Consider the following 23,702-nt stretch of genomic DNA (forward strand, 5'->3'; position numbering starts at 1 on the left):
CAAACAATCTGGGTATACTGATAGTAGACATCGGGTCATCTCCTTTTGGTTGTTATCTTATTAGGAGTATTACCCGGTGTCCTTTTTTTACTCATTTTGGTCAACACTTACGGAGATGAACCCACGAAACTATCCTCTGCCATTGTCGTTCCTGTGGTCAGCAGGAATAGTAGGACCACAATCAAGCTTTTCCATGTAGGTAATTTGCTCATGCTAAAAAACCTCCCGATCAGTTTCTATAAAACTGAGACTTTTGTTGGAGTAAGACGGTATCCATAAAGACCCTATAGGTTGTTGATCCCGGCCAAATCAGGGTAGGTTACTGTTCTTAGATTATGCTTTGGCCTATCATTTTCCTTTATTAGATATTGATCATTTGCTTGTGCTGGGACTACATTCAGTTGACCTAAGTCTTCGACTGTGGGAAGATTATCTTGGATAGTGTTACTGCCTTTTGAAGGAGGATACTTATGGCGCGCATTATTATCGCATTTCTCTTTGTTACTTTCTGGGGCATTATCTGTTTTGTGCAGGTGATGGCAGCAATGAGGGTCAATGAGGATGCCAAGAAACGGCGTAAACTAGCTTTGGATTTGCCGGTGGTTGTCTGGACCATTTGGGCTTTGGTTCTGCCTGCCCTAGGGCCCTTGACCTATTGGCTGATGAACTGCTCTTCGTCTAACAAGCCCAACTGATTAGTCCCCAACACAAAGCACACAAAGACCGTTTTCCAGGTTCTACTCTGGAGGCGGTCTTTTTTCTTCTTTTTAGTACCTTACCTGGGAGAACCGAAAAACTTGTGCATAAACCATGGCTGAACCAAATATCTATAGTAATACAAGCCTTAGTTTGTCCGACATAACGGGGTGAATGATGGTGTACATCAAGATTATTGGCGCCTTTATGGTTTTAGGTAGTGGTTTTGCCCTAGGCCGTTTGATTGCCGAGACCTATAAGGACAGAGCGAAGCAACTAGAGCAACTGCAGCATGCCCTCCAGATACTGCAAACAGAGATCACGTGTCAGTCTTCGGCCCTACCTGTAGCTTTAGACAATGTTGCCAACCGGACCGGCGAGGCGATCGGAGGGATTTTCCGAGCCACCGCCGCGCTACTGTTGCAGGGAAGGGGGCTAACTGTGGATGAAGCTTGGCAAGAGGGCATTAAAGGTACTTTACCGGAGCTTTGCTTAACTGAAGCAGATGCAGCGGTATTACTTCGGTTAGGGAAGGTACTCGGTAGCTCCCACGGTACCGATCAGATTAAACACCTCCAGCTAGTAAAAGAACAGCTAGCCCAGAATGAGCAAGAAGCTAAAACGGAAAAAGAGAAGAATGTTCGGCTATGGAACTTCCTAGGCGCAGGCATTGGACTGATGCTAATTATCATGTTCTTCTAAGAGAAGGAGGTAATTGTGTGGATGTCAGCTTGATCTACCGGATAGCTGGTATTGGCATCTTAATCACAATCTTAAACATTTTCCTACGTCAAGCAGGTAGGGAAGAGCAAGCCCAGATGCTGAGCCTAGCCGGTGTTATTATTGTTCTTCTGTCTTTACTATCACTGATTGTTGAGTTGTTCTCTGAAGTAGAGAAAGCCTTTTGGTGGTAACAATGGCCCAGCTAGCTAAAGTAATTGGCCTGGGGGTAGTTGTTACGTTGCTCATGACGTTTTTCAAGAAGCAAAGTAGCGAATACGCCGTGGCAGCCAATGTTGCGGTGGTACTGGTTATCTTCTTGTTCATGCTGCAGCCTCTAGGACAGGTGATCGAGCTGTTCAGGCAGCTAAGCCATACTGCCCAGATGAGTGATCTTTATCTGGGTATTGTAATTCGGGCAATTGCCATGGCTTACCTAGCCGGACTAGGCGCCCAGGTTAGTAAAGATGCCGGATCAGAGAGTATTGCGGGGATGATTGAGTTAGCTGGTAAGGTAATGATCCTCATCCTTGCTTTGCCCGTGGTTGCCGGTATTTTAGATGCCATATTGGGGATACTACCATGAAACTACGTTACGTGCTACTGATCGTGCTATGTCTGTGCTTGCAGAGTGTTTCAGCATGGGCCTTTGACTATAGCGATGTGCTCGAAGAACAGATCAAAGAACTGGGACTAGATGAGCTCAAGCGGGCCACAGAACAACTGGATGATGAAGCAAAGAAACTACTGCCGTCTCTAGAACTTAGGGAGTTAGTATCTGGGCGAGGTCTAGGCAGGCTCGATCCGGTCAGCGTGATCCGCAGTCTTATCCGATACCTGATGCGGGAGATTGTGTACAATGCCCGTCTTTTTGGTAAGCTAATCGCCATTGTAGTCTTGTGCGCGCTACTGCAGACTCTGCAGAGGGCAACCAAGGATGTCACGGTGATCGATGTTGCCTTTGGAGTGAGTTTCTTAGTCATGGCGTACATTTCCATCGAGAGCTTTAAGGCCGCGGTGGCCATTGGGGCTGGGGCCATTGATGCTATGGTCTCCTTCATGCAGGCCCTCATCCCGGTTATGTCTAGTCTACTAGTGGCGGTGGGTGCGTTCAGTTCGGCGACGATACTTCATCCTGTGTTCTATGTTGCCATCAGTTGGATTGCCATGGCGGTAGATTACTGGTTCTTTCCGCTGGTGTCTATGGCTACGGTTGTAGGCATTGTGGGGAACCTATCTACGGACTTGACTGTTGGTCGCTTAGCTTCATTGATTAAGCAAGCTGGAATGCTTGTGTTAGGCCTGCTATCGGCGATCTTTCTTGGAGTGACCGCAGTTCAAGGAAAATTGGCACCGGTGGCCGATGGGGTAGGGCTGCGTACAGCTAAGTTCATGAGTACCTCTTTTGTGCCTGTTGTGGGCAATTTGTTTTCAAATGCAATGGAGACTGTGATTGGCGGCTCCATGCTACTTAAAAACGCAGTGGGGGTCTTTGGACTTGTTACGGTGGCGGTGGTGGCAGCCTTTCCTTTGATAAAGCTACTTGCCATAATCTTCATCTATCGTTTGGTGGCAGCGCTAGCGGAGCCCTTCAGTGATCCCCGTTTAGTCAAGATCCTGCAGTGCTTAGAGAGTAGTCTCTCCTATGTCTTTGCCGGCGTGGCTGTTGTGGCTCTAATGTTCTTTTTGACCATTACGGTGATCGTCAGTGCGGGAAACCTAGCTGCCTTAGTACGTTAGGGAGAGGGTTAGTATGACGTTTTTGAGGGATCTAATCACTAATCTTGCCGTGCTTGTGTTGGTGCTTGTTGGGTTAGAATGGCTACTACCCCCGGGGGATCTCCGCCGCGTTGTGAAAGTGGTCATGGGACTCGTGGTAATCGCCACGCTACTAAACCCGATTGTCTCGTTGCTCAGCGGTGGGCTCTTTGCTGGTTTCGGGGTGTCAGTATCAGGGGTGGCTCCAAGTACTGCCTATCAGGAGCGGGGCCAGAGGATTACCCAGGCGGGGGAGCAAGTGGTGCTTAGGCAGTGGCAACAGGATGTGGAGGCCGAGGCCAGTGACCTTGTGCAAAGCCTCGAAGGAGTGCTTGCCGCTCAAGTAATGCTCCAGCTAGACCCGGGTATATCCTTCGTAGTCCGGGTGACTACAACAGGGGATGTCTCGAGAGCAGGGGTAAGGATCGAACCCATCGACATTCAAATTGGACCAAAGATAACAGAAAAGCAGCCCCTAGATGCTCAGATTCGCCAGTTACTAAGCACCGTGTACAGAGTCGATCCTAAAGATATTCACATTACCTATGAAGGAGAGTAGTCACCATGGATTTGCGAGGTTTATTCGGGGGAAACAAGGAAAGTAGACCCTTCAACTTACCCAGCTCAAGGCTACGTCTTGCTAAATACATCCTAGTCCTGGCAGTGTTTGGCTTAGTACTTATGGTGTTTAGCCCCACAGGGCAGACTCCCAAACCCCTTCAGACCACGCCTCCCGCCACAGATATTAGTGTGACCATGGCCGGTGGAATAGACAGACAGATCTGGGGTGGTTACCTAGAGGAGATCGAACGGCAACTGGTTAGCGTCCTCGGGCAAATCCAAGGGGTGGGAAGCCTGCGGTTATTCGTTACCCTAGAGAGTAGTGGAGTATCTGAGTACGCTCAGGATATCACAGAGGAGGTGCGAACCACCCAGGAACGGGACCAGGACGGTGGTACGCGCGAGATCTCAGAGACCCGGCGTACATCAAGTATTGTGCGGCTCAGAAACGATGAGAGCCGTAAGGAAGAACCCCTCTTGCTCCAGGAGTCGCGTCCTTTAGTACGGGGAGTTGTCATTGTGGCTGAGGGGGCTAGTGATGCGAAAGTAGCTTTGATGCTGACTCAAGCAGTACAGACTGTTTTAAGTATTGGTGCCCATCAAATCGGAGTATATCCAAAAAGGTAGGTGTTTTTCATGTTTTACGCTCTCAGATCTAATAGTATCTTCTTGCTTTGCATCTGCTCACTTTTTCTCATAGTGGGGATTTGGCTGCTATCCCAGGATCCTGCTAGGTGGGACATGCTCAAAAAGTCGGTACCCACTACGGCGGGTTTATCTACAGATCCCCTAACAACGCCCACCGGATCACAACCAGGGGAGCAAAAGGTACAGCAGTTACGACCCCAATATGTACTGGAACGGGAACGAAATCGGTCTCGGCAGATGGCCTTCTTGCAAGGACTCCTCGAGGATCCAAACCTTTCGAGTGAACAGCGTCGGGAGATTGAGCAGAAGACTGTGGCACTAATGGAACGCTGGACGCTGGAGCTCGAACTTGAGAATATGCTGGTCGTTAACGGCTATTCAGAACCGGTGGTGCTTCTATCCGATGATGGGGTTAGTGTGATGATCAGTGAGGTCCTTAACGGGGAAGGGGCTTCGCTCCTAGGGGATTTGGTAGCCCGCATTTGCAGTCTTCCGAAAACAAGTATCGTGATCATGGATGGCAGGCAGTAGGGGCCAAGGCAGGAAAAACGGACAGGTTTACCGAATTATTACAAGATACGCATCATAATTCCTGTCGGGTGTGGTATACTGTCATCATCCCGAGAACTGTCTTTGGAACAAGGAGGGTTGCAGATTGCATCTCGAAGAGGTAAGAGAACTGATTAGAATTTTTGAGGAATCTAAGATCAGTGAGATGGAGCTGGAAACCGAGGGCTTTAAGATCGCCCTGAAGAAAAGCGGTAGTAACGCATATAATATTCAGTTGGCCCGAGTACCAAGTGCAGAGGCCCCTACACAGAGAACTGTGCCCGAACTAGAAGAGCCCAATTTAAATCAGGTGATCATTACTGCGCCAATGGTGGGGACTTTCTACCGGGCTTCCTCCCCCGATGCTGAACCCTACGTATCTCTAGGAGATATGTTAACTGTGGGGCAGCCTATTTGTGTTATCGAGGCGATGAAGGTGATGAATGAGATTGAATCGGAAGTCTCCGGTAAGGTAATACAGATTCTGGTAGAGGACGCCCAGCCTGTGGAATATGGTCAACCCCTATTCGTTGTTGAGAAGAATAGTATCTCTATCTGATGTAATGAGGAGACGCCTGTTATGTTTGAAAGGATTCTAGTCGCCAATCGGGGCGAGATTGCCTTGCGGGTTATTCGCGCCTGCAGAGAGATGGGTATCTCAACGGTTGCCGTTTACTCTGAAGCGGATCAAAACTCACTCCATGTGCACTATGCGGATGAAGCTTATTGTATCGGGCCACCCCCTTCGGCGAAAAGCTATTTAAGCATTCCTAATATTATTAGTGCTGCCATGATTTCCGGATGTGACGCCATCCATCCAGGATATGGTGCCCTATCAGAAAACCCCCAGTTTGCGGAGATCTGCCAAAATCACGGGTTGACGTTTATCGGACCATCTGTTAAGTGTATGGAGTCAATGGGGGATAAGGCCGTAGCAAAGCAGCTGATGCAAAAAGCTGGTGTCCCGGTGGTACCGGGTAGTGAAGGACCGGTGGTGGATGAGAAAGAAGCCATTGAGGTAGCTGAGATCATCGGCTATCCGGTGATTATTAAAGCGGCCTCCGGGGGCGGCGGCAAGGGTATGCGGATTGCGCGTAGCGCCGATGAAGTAAAACGAATGCTCAATATGGCCCGGATTGAGGCCGAAGCTGCCTTTGGTAGCGGTGAGGTCTACATAGAAAAGCTCATCGAAGGCCCACGACATATTGAAGTGCAGATCCTTGCCGACGAATTTGGTCGCATTATCCACCTCGGTGAGCGGGAGTGTTCGATTCAAAGACGGCATCAAAAGATTATAGAGGAGTCGCCATCACCGGCAATTGATGAGGGAAAAAGAAAACAGTTGGGTGAAGCGGCCATTTTGGGTGCTAAAGCTGTAGGTTACAGTAACGCCGGCACCATGGAGTTCCTCTATGATCGGAACGGTGATTTCTATTTCATGGAGATGAACACCCGCATTCAGGTTGAGCATCCGATTACGGAGATGGTCACCGGTGTTGATCTGGTCAAAGAACAGATCCGCATTGCCGCTGGTCAACCTCTGCGCTATCGCCAGGAGGACATTAAGATCACGGGAGTGGCCATTGAGTGCAGACTTAATGCCGAGGACCCGGATCACAATTTCCGTCCCTGTCCTGGATTGATCACTGATTACCTAGCCCCGGGAGGTCCGGGTATTCGTGTTGATAGCGCCGCTTATCCGGGGTGGGAGGTTACTCCCTATTACGATTCCATGTTTGGCAAGCTAATCGCCTGGGCCCCGACACGACATGAGGCGATCAACCGAGCCAAAGGGGCCATAGATGAGTTCATTATCGAAGGGATTAAGACCAACTTGTTGTTTCACCTGCGCGTGCTAGACAACGATTCCTTCGTACGGGGGGAGTTAAGTACGGATTTTGTGGAAAAATACCTACTGAGGTCCAGTGAAGAAGACTAGGTATTGGCGCTTTGCAGGCAGAAGCTTCTATTTTCAGCAAGGCTGGTAGCCGTATCATTGACCCGGTATCAGTGATCCGGTAGTATTATAGATAGGTACTTAGGAAAGGTTGAACACGGTATTCTACTGTGATTCTCATACTGGCAAGGTGCCTGTGGGCGTTCACACAGAAGGAAATACTGGTGGTTTGGCGAATTCTTGACAGTAGGTTAGTATTACCTGGAGGTGTTTTCTTTGGCCGAAGCAAGACAAGAAAGAAGTGAACTAGGCGAACTGAGGATCGCCAATGAGGTTGTAGGGATTATTGCTGGATTGGCGGCCACCGAAGTAGAGGGTGTGGCTGGAATGAGCGGCAGTGTTGGTGCCGGTTTTGCTGAGATGATCGGGCGGAAGAGTCTGTCTAAGGGTGTTAAGGTGGAAGTGGGTGAGGAACAGGCTGCCGTTGATTTATATGTCGTGATGCACTATGGGGTGCCGATTCAGGAAGTAGCGTGGAAAATACAGGAGAATGTCAAAAGAGCCATCGAGGGCATGACCGGACTTGATGTGGTCGAGATTAATGTTAATGTTCAAGGCGTGCATTTCTTTCAAGAGGAGAAGAAAATCGAAGAACCTAGGGTCAAATAGATGATCCCGAAGGGGGCGCAAAAATGACCATTCTTGATCGAGTACTAGTTCTTCTTGGTGCATTGGTGTTTGCCGTTTTTGGCTTTCTGCTCTTTTTTATTGCTGGGGGATGGGATCCTTCCCTTGCCCTAGGCGATCTGGTGTCAACTTGGGCCACAGTTAGTACTGTGGCACCAGCTGTTTTGGGTTTTGCTGTGCTGCTTTTGGGCATCTACTTGTTTTTCTTTGCCCTAAGGGGATTACCCCAGGAACGGTTCGTTGAGCAGGAGACTAGCCTTGGAGCCGTGCGTATTTCCTTTCGCGCCTTAGAACGTTTGGTCTACAAGGCCGTGCGGGAACAATCAGGTGTGCGAGACTTGGATATTAGTCTTAAGGCAGCCCCCGAAGGACTGACGATCTCCATTGGTCTGGAGATACATCCCGACTTGAACATTCCAAGTGTTGTCGAGGAAGTACAACGCTCCATCACGGATTACGTGCTAAAAACCACAGGAATTAATGTAGCGCGGATCTACGTGGAGGTACGCCGGATTGCACGGACCGAGCAGGCAGGGGCCTAGTGCTTACAAATGGGAGGGGGGGTCCTGATTATGCAAGGGCATTTCAGGGAAGTACTAATCTTGTTCCTCGCCAACAAAGGCAAGGTACTAGGTGCGATTTTGGGTCTGGTTACAGGCTTACTTTTTCTCCGCTACGGTTTTTTTAGAACTTTACTGGTGCTTTTGTGTATTGCCATCGGTTATGTTATCGGCAGAAGGCTTGATTCTGGTCAGGAATTTACTGATTTCCTGGACCGATTGCTTCACAGTCAGGATCGGAATTGATCTGGGTAAGTGATATGGAGGAAGCAGGATGAGTAGGCGTGTTGCCCGAGAAGGAATACTGCGGGCCCTTTTTCAGATTGATCTTGCGGGTAGTGATGTTAACGAGGCGATCCGCTACGCGGACGAAGGGCTAGAACTTACCGAGAACGGTTTGTCATTTTTGCACGAGATTGTCCAGGGAACCTACAGTAATCTGGCGAAGATCAATAAAGTGATTGGGGATTTTGCGGTAGGGTGGACCCTGGAGCGAATGCCTACTGTTGATCGGAATATTCTACGGGCTGCTGTTTATGAGATATTGTATCGGGAGGATATTCCCGAGAGTGTAGTTGTCAATGAAGCGGTGGAGCTGGCGAAAAAATACGGGGACGTTGACTCTCCCAGATTCATCAATGGTGTGTTAGGTAACGTAGTCCAAGCTTTCCAAGAGGAACAGTCCCCAAGGTGATAGTGTGTATTCCCTCGGTATAGATACAAGTTGTTATACCACATCGGTAGCATTAGTTAAGGATCGGGATCAACTGGAGCTTGACCTACGTTGTTTGCTTCAAGTACAAATAGGCAAACGGGGTTTACGCCAGTCAGATGCTTTATTCATGCATCTTCAGAATCTCCCCCTTCTCCTTGCGCAAGTCTTCGATTACGGGTACCCGATTGGATCAGTTGCAGTAACCGATCGTCCCCGCTCCCTTCAGGATTCCTATCTCCCGGTGTTTGTAGCAGGACGGACCGTCGCCCACTGTATTAGCGCCTCCTTAGGAGTGCCTCTTTTCACCTGTAGCCATCAAGCTAATCATCTGATGGCAGGTCGCTGGTCGGCCCAAGGCCCCATGGATAATCAGTTCTTGGCTTTGCATCTTTCCGGGGGGACTACTGATCTGCTATTCGTGCAGAAGGCCGATGAAGGTTTGTTTGAGATTATCTCTCTTGGCGGGGGAGCGGATCTTCATGTGGGTCAGTTTGTGGATCGGGTGGGTGTGGCGATGGGTTTACCCTTTCCTGCAGGAAATAGACTGGAGAAATTAGCAGCCTCGGGGGATGCTGATGGTTTAGTCCTGCCCGTATCGGTGAAGGATTTAGCTGTTAGCTTCTCGGGACCAGAAGCGGCAGCCATGCGTTATTTGGAGCAAGGAGTGGTTTCCCGGGCAGATTTGGCCTTGGCTGTGCAAAAGTGTATTGCCCAGACCCTCCAAAGACTCCTGCGCAATGCTGCAAAGCATCAGTATCCAAAGCGGGTGCTGTTTGTGGGTGGGGTCAGTGCTAATCAATACATTCGCAATTGGCTTAGCGAACACCTGACTGACTGGGATCTGTATTTTGCCGATCCCAAGTACAGTACGGATAATGCGGTGGGCACTGCACTTTGGGGACTGCGGGGGTGATCTTACATTGCAGATATATCAGGTATCAGAGCTTACTAGAATCATTAAAGGAATCCTTGAGGAGGAACCACGGCTTTTGGGGTTAGCCGTAGAGGGGGAGCTTTCGAATTTTAAGCACCACAGCTCGGGGCATATGTACTTTTCCTTAAAGGATCAAAAGAGTGTGGTTAACTGTGTCATGTTTGCCCGGCAGAACTATGGGTTAGATTTTACCCCCCAGGATGGAATGCATGTGGTGTGTCTAGGGCAGATTGGTGTCTATGAGAAGCGCGGCGGATACCAGCTATATGTCTCACAAATGCTAGAGGCCGGCGAAGGTGCCCTGCAAAGAGCTTTTGAAGAACTAAAGGAGAAGCTACGTAAAGAGGGTCTGTTTGATGCCGCCAGAAAACGTTCCCTGCCCTTTATGCCCCAGTGTGTCGGAGTTGTGACTTCGCCTACTGGTGCGGCGATTCGAGATATTATCAGTGTGCTCACCCGACGGCATCCAGGGATTAGGATTGTTTTGGCACCGGCTCTAGTCCAGGGAGATGGTGCTCCCCAAAGTATTGTGGATGCCCTAGGGACCATCGATTCATGGGGAGCGGCCGATGTCATAATTGTTGGTCGGGGAGGGGGCTCCCTTGAGGAATTGTGGGCCTTTAATGATGAGCGGGTGGCCCGGGCTATTTACAGCTGTAGTGTTCCTGTGGTCTCCGCGGTGGGCCATGAAACCGATTTCACCATTGCGGATTTCGTGGCGGACCAAAGGGCACCTACTCCCTCTGCAGCTGCTGAGCTGGTAGTCCCTGATCACCGCCAGCTGATGCAAAGATTAAAGGACATATCGTTGCGGATCCAGGTGATCATGGATCAAAGGATCCAGTCCCGTCTTGAGCATGTCAATTCTCTCTCGAAAAGACGTGCCTTGCAGTTGCCTCAGGATCAGGTTAATCAAAGGTATCAGCGTCTTGATGAACTAGGTCGGCGTCTGGAGATGGGACAACGCCAGTTGAAGACGGCCACCGACCATCGCTTAGAGAAGGTTGCTGCCCGACTGAATAGTCTTAGTCCCTTGGCTACTCTCTCGAGGGGGTATGCCATCTGTCATGATCAAACAGGGGCGATCATTGCCAAGGTAGCCCAGATGTCCGATGTGGATGAGTTTTGGATTCAGTTTAGTGATGGGAAGACAAAGGCACGGAAGTTTTCTTGAGGGTATTGTATCCTGAAAAGGAGGGGGAGGAAGAAGGCTAGCCGTAGTTACTACAACTATTACGGTTGGCCCGATGAGAACATGGAACTAAACGAAATGAGCTTCGAAGATGCATATACCAAACTTGAGGGCATTGTTGAGCTTTTGGAGACCGGGGAGATGACCTTGGAACGATCCTTGGCCCTATTCGAAGAAGGGGTTGCCCTGGTCCGGCACTGTCGGTGTCTTTTAGACACGGCGGAAAAACGGGTAGAGATGATTCTTAAAGAGGATGAGCAGATTACAATAAAGGATTTTAGTGTCGAAGATAAAGGAGCGGCTTCTTTGTGATTATTGAAGATTACCTGAAGGACCAGGCAACCTATGTCAATACCCTGGTCAGTACGTACCTACCCGATGTATCATGTGAGCCTACGATATTGCATGAAGCTATGTGCTATAGTGCCTGTGATGGGGGAAAACGTCTGCGGGCTATTTTAGCCATGGAGGCTGCTGCTATTGGTGGTAGTAACCTTGAGGGCGCAGAGATCGTAGCGGTGGCAGTGGAACTTGTCCATGCCTACTCCCTCATCCATGACGATCTTCCCTGTATGGATGATGATGATTTAAGAAGGGGTAAACCCACCAATCATAAGGTCTTTGGTGAAGCTATTGCGCTACTGGCCGGAGATGCCCTCCTGACCTACACCTTTGAGCTTCTAAGTTGTCTTCCAAAGAAGGGTGTATCGTGGGAACTAACGGTACAAGTGATCAACGAGCTGGCCCAAGCCTGCGGGAGTGGCGGGATGATTGCCGGGCAGACCCTAGATTTACAGTGGGAGGGCAAGACTCCGTGTATTGATGTGCTCAAAAAGATCCATAGATGCAAAACCGGGGCCCTAATCCGAGGAGCAGTACGCTGTGGTGCTTTAGTCGGAGAAGCTAGTAACCAACAGTTGCAGACTCTCACGGAGTACGCGGAACACCTAGGGTTGGCATTTCAGATCACCGATGATATCCTTGATGAAATCGGGGATGCAAAGGTGATGGGCAAACCCCAAGGCAGCGACGAAGATCAGGGAAAGCAAACCTATCCTGCTATTTACGGTCTGGAGGAATCCAAGCGTCTGGCAAAGGTAGAGGTTGACCAAGCCAAAGCCCATGCAACTAAGCTGCCGGCGGGGGAGCGATTAGTCCAAATCGCTGATTTTGTCCTAGGGCGTAGTTTCTAGTACTGAAGATCTGTAGAAGTTAATGCCAGGGATCTGCTATGGAATGCCCGCACTTTGGGCCACATCTTGTAGGGTTTCATACGCATATGGACGCAACTGCGGAAGGAAGCCGTCTGACCCGAGGGTTTTCACGCTAAATATTTTATGTTATAATGTGTCTACATCTGGAGCGGGCGGCGCAGTATCCTAGTCAGCACCCGCGCTTTTGAAGACGGGGCTAAAAATCCGTCAAAGGGCACATCGATGAAGTCCTTGGTGGTGGCTGCCGACGCCCAGTCGGGAGCTGTTGCTGGGGGTTAAGAAGAGAGGGCAATCTACAATGGCATGTAGAAATTGACCCTGTCTTCGCGGAGACCCAAGTGTGTGGGCAAACCACAATTGGATTGTCTACGGCTTGGGCTAGAACCTGCACGTGGTATCAGCTTAGGATCTTGATGCTAGGTGCAGCGTAGCCTGCCTTGAGTGGTATGGTTGGGATAACAGGATCAAGGCGATTTCCGAAGGCCAAGGATATCGCCCTTTGCTGTTTGAAAGGCATACTGCAAAAGAGGCTAGAAAGCGATGGCGTGTTGTTGAGGAAAACTCCTAGGCTGTCCCTTGTTGCTCAGATTGGGGATTGCGGTGTGTACTAAGTGGTAATCTAGCTCCGCCTTTGGTGACAAGGCGGAAGAACGGGAAAGGGGAAACCGCCCGGCGGTAACGCCAGGGAACGTTCTTGGGAAAACCTGCTGGACCTATGGCACAATGTTTACTCAATCTGAGGCCGCCCGATTTTTACTATGACCTCAAGGGGTCGCAAAAGGAAACATGATGAGCAAAAACAGGGCAGTTCGACATATGATCGCAACAGGTTTAACCACCTTTGTGCTTTCGGTTATTCTTTCATTGGTCAGCAAGACGATTAGTAGTAGACTGACCTTTGGGCCAAGTCTACTTTTACTTATACTTATTGTTTTCATCGGGGTTATCTTTGATATTATTGGAGTGGCAGCCACTGCTGCAAACGAGGCTCCCTTTCATGCGATGGCAGCCGATCGGGTGCACGGCGCCAAACAGGCTGTTTACCTAGTCCGCAATGCGGATAAGGTGTCCACGTTCTCCAACGATATTGTGGGGGATGTGGCCGGGACCCTATCCGGGGCGTTGGCTGCTACCATTGTTTTTCGGTTGATCATTGAACGACCGGGTCTAAATGAATCAATACTAAGTACACTGGTGATTAGTGGAGCAGCTGCCTTAACAGTGGGAGGAAAGGCGCTCGGAAAAAGCTACGCGATTAACCGGGCCAACGATATTGTGTATCGTGTAGCCCAGATTCTATACGGGTGTAGTAGAATTCCCTTATTAGGCACTCTGTTCAATTTTGATAATAAAGTAAAGGAGAAAGCAAGGAGGCAGAAGGTGTCCAAGGAGCATACAAAGGAAAGAGGGCCAAGGCGATGAATAGCATTTTATCACAGATTCATTCGCCCAGGGACCTAAGACAGCTTGATCTTGACCAACTCAATCAGTTGGCTAGGGAGATACGGAATTTTCTTGTTGAGACTGTCTCCCTGACCGGAGGGCACCTAGCAGCAAATCTCGGTGTTGTGGAGCTGACCATAGCTTTACATGCTGCCTTGGATTGCCCCAAGGATAAGATTATTTGGGATGTCGGTCATCAGTGTTACGTCCATAAGATCCTTACCGGAAGGAAAGATAAATTTGGCCAATTGCGTCAAATCGACGGGCTAAGCGGTTTTCCCTCACCGAAGGAAAGCCATTATGATGTATTTACCACAGGCCATGCCAGTACCTCTATTTCCGCTGCTTTGGGTCTAGCTCTTGCCAGGGATAGGCAGGGTCAAGACCACCGTGTGGTGGCGGTGATCGGTGATGGATCATTGACCGGCGGACTGGCCTTTGAAGGGCTTAACCATGCCGGAAGGCTCAATACGGATCTGCTTGTGATCCTCAACGATAACGAGATGTCCATCTCCCCCAATGTAGGGGCCCTATCTAATTACTTAACAAGACTACGTATGGAACCTACCATATCTAAGGCGCGCTATGATCTGGAGAAGATTCTAAGGCAGATCCCAGGTCTGGGCGGACCCATGGGCAAAGCGGTGGATGTGTTTAAGGATAGTATTAAGCATTTGCTTGTGCCAGGGATTTTCTTTGAAGAATTGGGTTTTACCTATCTTGGACCAATCAATGGACATGATTTTAAGGTATTACAGAAGGCAACCAGGGAGGCCCTCAGTCGGCGGGGACCCGTTTTGGTCCATGTAATCACGGAAAAAGGGAAAGGATATCCCCCCGCGGAGGATGACCCGGCCAGATTTCATGGGGTTCGGCCCTCAAATGGTAGGATGCCCGCTTCTGCACAGACATTCAGCAAAGTGTTCGGACGGACTTTGGTGGAGCTAGCCAGGGAGAACCCCGATATTGTGGCGATTACCGCGGCCATGAAAGAAGGAACAGGGCTGGGGGACTTTGCCTCGCTTTATCCTGAGCGGTTCTACGATGTGGGGATTGCCGAGGCCCATGCAGTGACCTTGGCCGGTGGGCTGGCCAAGGGGGGATTGCGACCGGTGGTGGCGGTATACTCAACCTTTTTGCAGCGGGCCTACGACCAGATTATCCATGATGTGGCTTTGCAGGAGCTACCTGTGGTCCTTGTTTTGGATCGGGCAGGTATTGTTGGACAGGATGGACCGACCCACCACGGGGTCTTTGATTTATCCTATCTCCGTCATATCCCGCATCTGCAAGTTGCCGTTCCTAGTTGTGGGAAGGAGCTTGAGCAGATGCTCACTTTGGCCTTAAAGCAAGATGCACCGGTGGCAATCCGCTATCCCAGTGGACAAGCTGATGCGGTCTATGAACCGGAGCCGGTGGTGTGGGGTCAGGTAGAGGTACCAAGAGCGGGGCAGGATGTGGCCATATTCGCTGTTGGTGTAATGGTGGAACTTGCTTTAGAGGCTGCCAACTTGCTCTTGGAACAAGGAATTAGTGCAGCTGTAGTGAATGTCCGATTTGTAAAGCCACTATCCGAGGAACTCTTTACCATGGCCAAGGAGTTCGGTAAAGTGGTAACTGTGGAAGACAATGTGGTGGCGGGTGGTTTCTCTGCAGGCCTGCTAGAAGGTTTGGCAAAGCGACAGCTACACCCGTTAGTAAAGAGCATTGGTATTCCCGATCAGTTTGTAGAACACGGGTCCCGGGATGAATTACTAGCTCGGTATGGGGTTAGTCCCCAAGGAATTAAGGAAGCTGCCCTAGACTTGGTAACGGGACGTCGGATCAAGGTTAAGCAAGGTGGGGCGGAGTAGATGTCTGGCAAAAAGCGGTTGGACGTTCTCTTGGTAGAACGGGGACTATTTGAAACAAGGCATAAGGCCCAAGCTGCGATTATGGCTGGGTCAGTGTTTGTTGACGGTATATGCATGGATAAGTCAGGCTCCTTTGTTCTTGGGGATGCGATCCTTGAGATTAAGGCGGAGTTTCCCTATGTGGGTCGGGGTGGGCTCAAGCTAGAAAAGGCACTGGAATACTGGCAGATTGACGTTACCGGTACAACCTGCCTGGATGTGGGCGCCTCAACCGGCGGATTTACCGACTGCCTACTGCAAAGGGGCGCGGCTAAGGTCATTGCCCTTGATGTGGGCTATGGTCAGTTGGCCTGGTCCCTACGCCAGGATCCCCGGGTAGTAACTATGGAGAGGACGAATATCCGGTATGTTGAGCCGGAGACCCTCGGTCAGCCTGTGGATTTTGTGGTTATTGATGTTTCTTTCATCTCGGTAACCAAGTTCCTAGACAAGATCAAATCCTTTCTTAAGTTAGGGGGCGAAGTTGTCTCTTTGGTTAAGCCCCAGTTTGAAGCCGGGCCTCACCAGGTGGGCAAGGGTGGGTTAGTTAAGGATCCAAAAGTGCACAAACAGGTACTCCACTCGGTGGCAGAAAGTGCCCTACACCATAGCTTTAACATTAAGGGTTTTACCTTTTCCCCCATTCGTGGTGCCAAGGGGAATATTGAGTATTTCATCTACTTGACCTGCAAGAACGAAGAAGTCCTGGCAACATCGGCCATCCTTGGGGAAGTGGAGTCCACTGTACAAGCGGCCCAGCTGGCCCTTCTAGGGGACAATTGACAAGGGGTGGAGTCTTGAAGAGCATTGCCATTATGCATTACTCGAAAAAAGAAGGAAGTCTGGATGTGATCCATACCCTTCTTGAGGCCTTTAGTGCTAGGTCTGTGCGCGTTATGTTGGAACCAGATACCGCTAGGCTGGCCAGTCGGATGGACTTAAGTTGCTCCTTTGAAGCGATAAAAGCCGATGCTGAAGTTCTGCTAGTTCTAGGTGGGGATGGGGCTTTTTTGCGGGCAGCCCACCTAGTTAGCGATAGCCACCTCCCCATCATGGGGATTAATCTGGGTCATTTGGGTTTCCTTACCGAAGCAGAAATAGCTGATCTGCCAGAGGCTGTTAACAAGCTGGTGGAAGATGAGTATGTTATTGAAGAACGAATGATGCTAGAGGCGGAAGTCCTGCGGGAGGGTCAGCATCAAGGACCCTTTGCCGCGTTTAATGATATTGTGGTGACCCGGGGAACCTTCGCCCGGGTGATTCAGGTGGAAGTAAGAGTAGATGGACAATTGACCGCAAGGTTCTCTGCTGATGGATTGATTGTAGCTACCCCCACCGGATCTACGGCCTATTCATTATCTGCCGGAGGTCCTGTAGTTAGCCCTCGGGTAGAAGCCTTTGTGATTACCCCCATCTGTCCCCACACTCTGGCCAGCCGTTCAGTGGTGGTTCATCCCGATGAGCCAATTGAGATTAGTGTTCATAGTCTACACGATCAGGTACGCCTAAGTGTTGATGGACAGCCAGGGATGAAAATTCAGGCCGAAGACCGTATCTTTATTCAGAAAAGCGAGCGGGTGGCTAGGCTCGTCAGATTGGGTAAACGGGGTTTTTATGAGCTGCTGCGGAATCGTCTTAGTCATCCCGATGTCTAAGAAGGGTGTGGGATAGGCAAAAACGCGTTTATCCTAAGGAAAGACGGATAACACCCGAGGAGATCGGCCGATTGCGCAGTGGAGAGCCGAAGTGACGACAATACTTACGAAAGGCGGTGCGGCGACTTTCCCCTCGGGGAGTTGTTGCCTAGATCACATGAAAAGCAAACGTCAAGCTGCCATTCTATCGATTATCCGGGAAAAGTCCATCGAGACCCAAAAGCAGTTGCTTGATCGGTTGCAGCTACAAGGATTTGTCGTTACCCAAGCGACGGTCTCCAGGGATATTAAGGAACTGGGTCTAATTAAGGTGAAGGTGGAAGGAGGACGCTACTGCTACGCGCCGCCTCGTCCACATACGGTAAGTAACGTCGAGGCCAGGATCCGCCGTGCATTCTCTGATTATGTTGTGGATATTGCTCCCTGCGGAGATTTTGTATTTATCAAGACGTTACCGGGGGCAGCTCAGACAGTCGCGGGACTGCTTGATGGTCTGGACTGGTCTGAGATCATGGGCACAATTGGTGGGGATGACACTATTTTAGTCCTGGTGCGGGAAGAGGGGGTCCCTGCTAATCCCTTGGTAAGACAGGTGTTGGCGAAATTGTTGAAGCTACGCTAGTAGTAAAACCTACAAAAGGACGGTGAAATCCTGTGCTGGTTGAGCTTTCCATCCGGAATTATGCGGTAATAGAGAGTGTGGACCTTTCCTTTGGGCCGGGGATGAATGTGCTCACCGGCGAGACGGGTGCGGGCAAGTCAGTAATCATAGGAGCGTTGGGACTTTTATTAGGTGGTCGGGCCTCTGGGGATTTGATCCGCACCGGAAGTGAATCAGTGGTTGTTGAGGGCTTTTTTACACTTCCCCAGTCACCGCAATTGCGTCAGATCCTCGATGAGTATGGACTTTCTGTGGAGCACAATGAGTTGATCATTTCGCGGGAAGTAACCCGTACCGGACGGAATAGATGTCGGATTAATGACCGAATGGTTAACGTAGGTGTTTTACAGACTGTGGGTAGTTATCTTGTGGACCTATGTGGTCAACATGAACATCAATCATTACTGAGACCCCAGTTGCATACACAGTTAGTAGATCAGTTTGGAGGCGCGGAATTACTCTCCTACCGCAAGGATGTGGCCCGCAGTTACCAAGAGGTACGGAAGATTTTAAGTGAGCTGGTTACCTTAGAGCAACAGAGCAAGGAAGCGGCAAGGCAGGTTGATCTACTTCAGTTTCAGATCTCCGAAATTGAACAGGCGCAGCTAGTACCCGGGGAAGAGGAAGAGCTGCAAGCTAGACGTCAGGTTTTGGCCAATCAACAGACCCTACAGGAGCATTGCTATGCTAGTTATCGGCTTCTCTATGAAGGGGAGGAGTATCGGCCAGCTGTAATAGATCTTTTAGGTGAGACCCTGACCCATCTTGGGGAAGTGGCAGAAACGGACAAGCGTCTGGTTGAGACTGTGGCCATGCTGGAATCGGCCATGGTGGAGATTCAAGAAGTCTCGGGGGTTGTACGGGACTATTTAGACGAACTACAAGCAGATCCAGCGGAGCTTGATGAAGTGGAAAGACGCCTGACGGACATAGGACGCCTTAAGAGGAAGTATGGCGATTCGGTGGAGGAAATACTCATCTACTGTAGAAAGATGCGAGAGGAATTAACACTGGTTAGCGGTTCCGAGGAGCGTATCGCCGAACTAGAGACACTGCTTAAACAAGAGAAGCAATCGCTTAGGGAATCAGCACAGCATCTTACCAGACTGCGAAAACAAGCTGCCGCTGTAATTGAAGATGGTGTTGCGGCAAGGTTGACAAAACTAAACATGAAGGATCCACGGTTTGTAGTTCAAATGCAACCTGCAGCTGGAGAGGGCAGCGTGGATTGCGATGGTAGTAGTATTGGTTCCGAGGGAGCGGAGAAGCTTGAGTTTTACATCTCTACAAATCCCGGGGAAGAGCCAAAACCCCTTAGTAGAATTGCCTCCGGTGGAGAGATCTCTCGGGTGATGCTGGCCTTAAAGCTAGTATTTGCCGAAAGCGATCCCGTACCGACAATGGTCTTCGATGAGATCGATGCGGGGATCGGTGGAAAGACAGCAGGTCAAGTTGCCACACAGCTGGCAGAGGTAGCCAAGTTTCGCCAAGTCCTGTGTATTACCCACCTACCCCAGGTGGCCAGCATTGGTGAGCACCACTTCCAAATAAGTAAGACCAGTACCCACAGGGCTACTTCCGTGGAGGTGCTGCCATTAACCGAGTCCCAGCGGGTCGAGGAGATAGCACGCATGCTAGGAGGGGCGGACTTAAGCGAGAAGACCCGGGAGTTAGCCCGGGAGCTTCTAGCAATTGCCAAGAGCAGCTAAACAGCATGCCGGGTTCCAGGACGCGGCTGTGTCCTGGTTATCGATTAGTTAGCATTATCTTGCTTAAATAATGTAAGCCTCCCGAGGGCATATTACAACTATGATGCGCTTGGGGGGGTTTTTGTGAACAAATCGCAGTTTAGAACCCTTTTATGTTTTCTAATCTTGGTTGTCAATTTAGGTCTTATTGGTTGCTACGGCGTGATCGGTCTGCCCAGTAGCCTTCGTCTACCCTACGGAGATAGCCAGCAGATTCGTCTTGCCTCGTTGTTCTCCTTGAAATCTACAGATCTTGGTTTTACCGTGGACCCAGAGAATCTAGTGACGATTGTCGCTGACAAATCCGGCAGTTTCGATCTACAGGTCCTTTTTATGGGGATTTTCCCGATTAAGGGCCTAGTGGTAGATGTGGTACCCCGCTATGAAGTTATTCCTGGAGGTCAAGCCATCGGGGTGATGGTGGCTCCCCAAGGCCTCCTCGTCGTTGACTATGTTCCATTGAATACGATTGAAGGGAGCGTAGTCAATCCGGCAAAGGATGCTGGGTTGCGCAAAGGAGACGTGATCTTAAGTATTGAAAACCAATCTGTCCGCAGGTCTGAGGAGGTGCGTACCTTCGTTGAGCGGGCGGGGCAGATGGGTACCAGTCTGCGGTTAAAAGTGCAAAGGGATGGTCGCGTCTTTTATACAAATATTAAACCGGTACTGGTCGAGGAAAGAACGTCAAGAGGACGTTCGCTAACCACCTATCTGCTGGGGTTGTACTTAGAGGAACCGGTAGTGGGCGTGGGGACCTTGACCTTCTATGAGCCAAAGAGCGGTCGCTTCGCCGCCCTAGGGCATATGGTAGTTGACGGCAGTAACCAGCAGGCTAGGGTCTTTGAAGGCCAAATTGTGCCGGCGGTGATCGCCGGGATTACCAGTGGCAGTAAAGGACGTCCTGGTGAAAAGATTGGCGCATTGCTTGATGATGGCAAGAAGCTAGGGGAGATTTCAAAGAATTGTGCCTACGGGATCTATGGGAAGCTTACCCAAAAACTGGACCATGGATTGATCACTACGCCAATTCCTGTGGCGTTGGCCCGTCAAGTGAAAATAGGACCGGCTACGATCCTTACGGTCCTTAGCGGGGAGAAAGTCGAAGAGTTCACCGTGGAGATTGTACGCATCGGGAATCAATCCTCGGCGTCGGATAAGGGACTGGTGATTGAGATCACCGACCAACGGTTACTAGAGAAAACTGGTGGGATCATACAAGGGATGAGCGGTAGTCCTATCATCCAAGACGGTTATCTAGTCGGTGCCATCACCCATGTCTTTGTCAGCAATCCCACGCGGGGTTATGGCATTTTGGCGGAGTGGATGCTACTAGAGGCAGGGATCGCCGAGCAAAAGGAAGCCGCGTAGCAGTCTCCGCGATCGAAAATCCTTCTTTGCTACGCAAATATCTGGTAGGTATACTCTACTTGGGCCATTTCAAGCATCCTTTCAACCGCCATAACTGGAATAGTGAGGGTTGTATTTTCGAAGGGTGCGGGGAATGGTCCTTACGGATTGATCTATAGAAAGGGCGTTACAGGGTTTATTGCCAAAAGTAACTCAGAAAGTCAGGGGCTAGTACCGGTGCAAACAGTCCGGGCGCCGAAACATCCCGAAAACACCGGTGCGCACATCCACGTGCACCCCTCCGGCAGATTTCTCTATGGATCTAATCGAGGTTATGATAGCCTTGTGATCTACCAGATCGAGCAGGATACGGGAAAACTTGCCTATGTGGGCTACCAACCAACCTTAGGCCAAACACCCAGGAATGTTACGATCGATCCAACTGGTGACTGGCTCTTGGTAGCCAATCAGGATAGTGATAACATAGTCTTGACCATAGAACAAAGGACGGGGACACTAGCGGCAAACGGCCAGGGTCTCGAAGTGGCCTCGTCCGGTGTGCGTCCAGATGGCCGATTGCCAGAGCTTTCGAACGGGCTGATGCTTGTTTGGGAGACAGACATAGTCAGGAACCACCGTCTTCCGACCAGACAAAGGGGATGCGATCATAGAGTCTACCCCAGTGAGTCTTTTCGATGCGGTAGTCTTCCCGCCTTCTCGCAAACCAGATTGTTATTCTGGAGCTGAACGCGGGAGGCTCAAGTCCGCGTGAAGCTGGACGTATCGACAGAAAACCGGATACAACAGCACTATCTGGATCGGGAAACAGGCAATCATGCCACGTACAGGTAACCTCAAAGGTGGGCGGGATCTCTGGAAGGTGGTATGTATCGCAGTAGCTAGCGTAGTAGGTATCAAACTCCCTGGCGGTCACCTTAATCGGCGCTTCTTCCGGCGAATCGGGAATGTTGTATATTAGATCAATTTCTGGAAACAGATACGGCAACATCGTCTTGGCATCTCCGTAGAAGAAGTCTTTGCAGAACGCGGTGGCCATGTACAGAGGATGATCTTGATTCCAAGGTCTGGTGTCGTTTCCTGTAGCACCTATTAGGGGCAGCCCGATCTCCTGCCTACCAGCACTGATCACCTTCCATTCGTTAAAACAGCGGCAGTGTATCGTCGGGGGGAAACCAGATATCTTTGGCCAGGTAGATGTAGTGATGGACCGGGATTATATAACGACCAGTTGTGTCTGACATGTTAACCTTGATATTGATCTGTAAGACATCCTCATAGGTCAGGTTATTCCACGGATTATCGAAGAGCTCAATTGTGACCTCTCTAGTCGTCTCGGTGGTCCACCGTGGATATCCGGCAACTGGCAGGGATGGTAGAAAGTCCCCCTGAAAGAAGGACTGCCATTGTGAGAAATCCCAGGTCTCCCTTAGGGAACTATGTAGAAACGCTTTGTAGAGCGTGTTTGCGTCCTGGGTCGCAAAAAGCCAGCGGGTTAGCATTCCGATGTAGTTGCGCCACTCGGCATTATGGCCCCGGGAAGCCGTAAGCAACTCAAGCCCCTGGAATAAGTCTTGGGTTGTTTCTTCATTTCTCGTGTTACTAGTCAGGATTCCGATCACTACTTTTTGCTCCGGATGCATGATGGTTTTGATGCTACCCACCTTTCCATCCTCATTATAATAATGGAGCAACGCCTTGCGCTGCACAGTTGTGGTGGTGGGCAGGAAGTAGAAGCACCTATTCCAATAACAGGGGTAGTGCAGACCGCTGTAATCTAGATCATAAAAGTCAATGGATGAGTTCAGCACGTAGGGGGTAAGATCCACCAGTAGCTGTGGAGTACTGTCCAACAGATAGGATGCGTTTGTTTCCGATAGGACAACCACGTCAGGCAGTTGTTCTCCAACAACCATAAGGACCAGGCTGTCCATGAGAGCCGGCCTTATTTCGTAGTTTTCGATGCCAATTTCCATGAGGATGTTAGCGATGCTCTCATGTGGATAGCACTCATCAACTACTAGGATCTCCAATGGGGCTTCGTAACTAGGTGCTCTTCGTTCCACTCGTCCCCAGACGGCTACCCCGACAAAAAGGGCCCAAATGCATAGGGTGATTCCTAAGCGAACCCTGCGCTGCATAGAACAGCCTCCTCCATGAAAACAATATGGAAGTCACATTTGTCTGCCCAGCGAGCTAGACGATGATTTTTAACCAAATCGCTCTAGACTGACTTCGTACTGATTGTTTATATCAACGTTGCTCCAATAAGGATAAGCATAGGCCTATGGTTAATACGTACTTATGTTCATCCAATAGCATAGCAAGACCCTCTTTATCCCTGTTGGTTAGGACATCAGAGATGTGCTGCGCTGAGGCCAAGTGGTGTGCTTCTTCAGTTATACAATAGAGCCCGACGATAGCATACTCACCCATGCGATATACCTCAGGCTGCTTGATTTGCCCCAGATTAACATTTGAGGCCCTGAGTCCATAGTTGTAGACCCCCGCCTGGAACTGTTTACCTAATTTCATTCTTGTAAACAACCGACTCTTGTCCGGTGCTAATGGATTAATCATGATCTCCGGAATAATAAATCCTATATTAGTAGTCGTATCATAGTTCCCATGAGCGGTCAATACCTGGGTGTGTTTTGTCAGCACTTCCGCAACTAAGATGGGAAAACCGAAGGAACCAGAATGACCCAGCCGAAGGGACATTTAACGGACTACGCGTTTCGGCCGTAGATCTGACAGAGACCTTTTGTACCAACAGACCAACAAAGGAAGTTCGTAAGCATTGGAAG

Annotated in this window: 28 protein-coding genes; 25 read left to right on the forward strand and 3 right to left on the reverse strand. The window is 50.0% G+C overall.

What is annotated here, in order from left to right; all coding sequences use genetic code 11:
• Nucleotides 1-470 precede the first annotated feature (470 nt).
• From M0Q40_09600 to spoIVB, 25 genes are all read left to right on the forward strand, one after another.
• On the forward strand, nt 471-695 hold the full coding sequence (locus M0Q40_09600; GenBank protein MCK9222855.1) for a hypothetical protein: 225 nt from the start codon (nt 471-473) through the stop codon (nt 693-695).
• Nucleotides 696-873: 178 nt separating this feature from the next.
• Nucleotides 874-1,398 (forward strand): stage III sporulation protein AB, encoded by a 525-nt coding sequence (locus tag M0Q40_09605; protein MCK9222856.1) that lies wholly within the window; start codon nt 874-876, stop codon nt 1,396-1,398.
• A 17-nt stretch (nt 1,399-1,415) separates the two neighbouring features.
• A complete protein-coding gene (gene spoIIIAC / locus M0Q40_09610; protein MCK9222857.1) occupies nt 1,416-1,610 on the forward strand; it encodes a stage III sporulation protein AC in 195 nt (64 codons plus the stop codon).
• 2 nt (nt 1,611-1,612) lie between these two features.
• On the forward strand, nt 1,613-2,002 hold the full coding sequence (spoIIIAD, locus tag M0Q40_09615) for a stage III sporulation protein AD (GenBank protein ID MCK9222858.1): 390 nt from the start codon (nt 1,613-1,615) through the stop codon (nt 2,000-2,002).
• A complete protein-coding gene (gene spoIIIAE / locus M0Q40_09620) occupies nt 1,999-3,156 on the forward strand; it encodes a stage III sporulation protein AE (protein MCK9222859.1) in 1,158 nt (385 codons plus the stop codon). The genes spoIIIAD and spoIIIAE overlap by 4 nt, the downstream gene beginning before the upstream one ends.
• A 13-nt stretch (nt 3,157-3,169) precedes the next feature.
• A complete protein-coding gene (locus M0Q40_09625; GenBank protein ID MCK9222860.1) occupies nt 3,170-3,733 on the forward strand; it encodes a stage III sporulation protein AF in 564 nt (187 codons plus the stop codon).
• Nucleotides 3,734-3,738: 5 nt separating this feature from the next.
• Complete coding sequence (locus M0Q40_09630) at nt 3,739-4,362, forward strand: hypothetical protein (GenBank protein MCK9222861.1); 624 nt, start codon at nt 3,739-3,741, stop codon at nt 4,360-4,362.
• A 114-nt stretch (nt 4,363-4,476) separates the two neighbouring features.
• The gene (locus tag M0Q40_09635; protein MCK9222862.1) at nt 4,477-4,914 is read left to right on the forward strand and encodes a SpoIIIAH-like family protein; all 438 of its coding nucleotides are present in this window, start codon (nt 4,477-4,479) and stop codon (nt 4,912-4,914) included.
• A 124-nt stretch (nt 4,915-5,038) separates the two neighbouring features.
• Nucleotides 5,039-5,491: an acetyl-CoA carboxylase biotin carboxyl carrier protein gene (gene accB / locus M0Q40_09640; protein MCK9222863.1), complete on the forward strand. Its 453-nt coding sequence runs from the start codon at nt 5,039-5,041 to the stop codon at nt 5,489-5,491.
• A gap of 21 nt (nt 5,492-5,512) precedes the next feature.
• Entirely contained in the window at nt 5,513-6,871 is a 1,359-nt protein-coding gene (gene accC / locus M0Q40_09645) for an acetyl-CoA carboxylase biotin carboxylase subunit (GenBank protein MCK9222864.1), read from the forward strand.
• A 225-nt stretch (nt 6,872-7,096) separates the two neighbouring features.
• Nucleotides 7,097-7,498 carry an Asp23/Gls24 family envelope stress response protein gene (locus M0Q40_09650; protein ID MCK9222865.1) on the forward strand — a complete coding sequence of 134 codons (402 nt, stop codon included), beginning with the start codon at nt 7,097-7,099 and terminating at the stop codon, nt 7,496-7,498.
• A gap of 23 nt (nt 7,499-7,521) precedes the next feature.
• Entirely contained in the window at nt 7,522-8,058 is a 537-nt protein-coding gene (amaP, locus tag M0Q40_09655) for an alkaline shock response membrane anchor protein AmaP (GenBank protein ID MCK9222866.1), read from the forward strand.
• A 30-nt stretch (nt 8,059-8,088) separates the two neighbouring features.
• Complete coding sequence (locus tag M0Q40_09660) at nt 8,089-8,322, forward strand: DUF2273 domain-containing protein (GenBank protein MCK9222867.1); 234 nt, start codon at nt 8,089-8,091, stop codon at nt 8,320-8,322.
• 28 nt (nt 8,323-8,350) lie between these two features.
• Nucleotides 8,351-8,770, forward strand: a complete 420-nt coding sequence (gene nusB / locus M0Q40_09665; protein ID MCK9222868.1) for a transcription antitermination factor NusB — start codon at nt 8,351-8,353, stop codon at nt 8,768-8,770.
• 4 nt (nt 8,771-8,774) lie between these two features.
• Nucleotides 8,775-9,704: an O-sialoglycoprotein endopeptidase gene (locus M0Q40_09670; GenBank protein MCK9222869.1), complete on the forward strand. Its 930-nt coding sequence runs from the start codon at nt 8,775-8,777 to the stop codon at nt 9,702-9,704.
• A gap of 7 nt (nt 9,705-9,711) precedes the next feature.
• The gene (gene xseA, locus M0Q40_09675; protein MCK9222870.1) at nt 9,712-10,899 is read left to right on the forward strand and encodes an exodeoxyribonuclease VII large subunit; all 1,188 of its coding nucleotides are present in this window, start codon (nt 9,712-9,714) and stop codon (nt 10,897-10,899) included.
• 96 nt (nt 10,900-10,995) lie between these two features.
• Complete coding sequence (gene xseB, locus M0Q40_09680) at nt 10,996-11,229, forward strand: exodeoxyribonuclease VII small subunit (GenBank protein ID MCK9222871.1); 234 nt, start codon at nt 10,996-10,998, stop codon at nt 11,227-11,229.
• Entirely contained in the window at nt 11,226-12,110 is an 885-nt protein-coding gene (locus tag M0Q40_09685; GenBank protein MCK9222872.1) for a polyprenyl synthetase family protein, read from the forward strand. The genes xseB and M0Q40_09685 overlap by 4 nt, the downstream gene beginning before the upstream one ends.
• 810 nt (nt 12,111-12,920) lie before the next feature.
• On the forward strand, nt 12,921-13,553 hold the full coding sequence (locus M0Q40_09690; protein ID MCK9222873.1) for a hypothetical protein: 633 nt from the start codon (nt 12,921-12,923) through the stop codon (nt 13,551-13,553).
• Entirely contained in the window at nt 13,550-15,427 is a 1,878-nt protein-coding gene (dxs, locus tag M0Q40_09695; protein MCK9222874.1) for a 1-deoxy-D-xylulose-5-phosphate synthase, read from the forward strand. The genes M0Q40_09690 and dxs overlap by 4 nt, the downstream gene beginning before the upstream one ends.
• Nucleotides 15,428-16,249 (forward strand): TlyA family RNA methyltransferase, encoded by an 822-nt coding sequence (locus M0Q40_09700; protein ID MCK9222875.1) that lies wholly within the window; start codon nt 15,428-15,430, stop codon nt 16,247-16,249.
• Nucleotides 16,250-16,263: 14 nt separating this feature from the next.
• Nucleotides 16,264-17,121 carry an NAD(+)/NADH kinase gene (locus M0Q40_09705; GenBank protein ID MCK9222876.1) on the forward strand — a complete coding sequence of 286 codons (858 nt, stop codon included), beginning with the start codon at nt 16,264-16,266 and terminating at the stop codon, nt 17,119-17,121.
• Between the two features lie 91 nt (nt 17,122-17,212).
• A complete protein-coding gene (argR, locus tag M0Q40_09710; GenBank protein MCK9222877.1) occupies nt 17,213-17,743 on the forward strand; it encodes an arginine repressor in 531 nt (176 codons plus the stop codon).
• 32 nt (nt 17,744-17,775) lie between these two features.
• Nucleotides 17,776-19,491, forward strand: a complete 1,716-nt coding sequence (recN, locus tag M0Q40_09715) for a DNA repair protein RecN (GenBank protein MCK9222878.1) — start codon at nt 17,776-17,778, stop codon at nt 19,489-19,491.
• A 123-nt stretch (nt 19,492-19,614) separates the two neighbouring features.
• Nucleotides 19,615-20,898 carry a SpoIVB peptidase gene (gene spoIVB, locus M0Q40_09720; protein MCK9222879.1) on the forward strand — a complete coding sequence of 428 codons (1,284 nt, stop codon included), beginning with the start codon at nt 19,615-19,617 and terminating at the stop codon, nt 20,896-20,898.
• Nucleotides 20,899-21,502: 604 nt separating this feature from the next.
• Here spoIVB and M0Q40_09725 read toward each other — a convergent pair.
• The 3 genes from M0Q40_09725 to M0Q40_09735 all read right to left on the reverse strand — a co-directional run bounded on the left by M0Q40_09725 (nt 21,503) and on the right by M0Q40_09735 (nt 23,616).
• Nucleotides 21,503-22,027, reverse strand: coding sequence for a hypothetical protein (locus M0Q40_09725; protein MCK9222880.1), 525 nt, complete (start codon nt 22,025-22,027; stop codon nt 21,503-21,505).
• 10 nt (nt 22,028-22,037) lie between these two features.
• A complete protein-coding gene (locus M0Q40_09730) occupies nt 22,038-23,036 on the reverse strand; it encodes a hypothetical protein (GenBank protein ID MCK9222881.1) in 999 nt (332 codons plus the stop codon).
• A gap of 112 nt (nt 23,037-23,148) precedes the next feature.
• Nucleotides 23,149-23,616 (reverse strand): hypothetical protein, encoded by a 468-nt coding sequence (locus tag M0Q40_09735; GenBank protein ID MCK9222882.1) that lies wholly within the window; start codon nt 23,614-23,616, stop codon nt 23,149-23,151.
• Nucleotides 23,617-23,702: the final 86 nt, after the last annotated feature.

The organism is Limnochordia bacterium (assembly GCA_023230925.1).
Taxonomy (GTDB): Bacteria; Bacillota; Limnochordia; order DUMW01; family DUMW01; genus JALNWK01.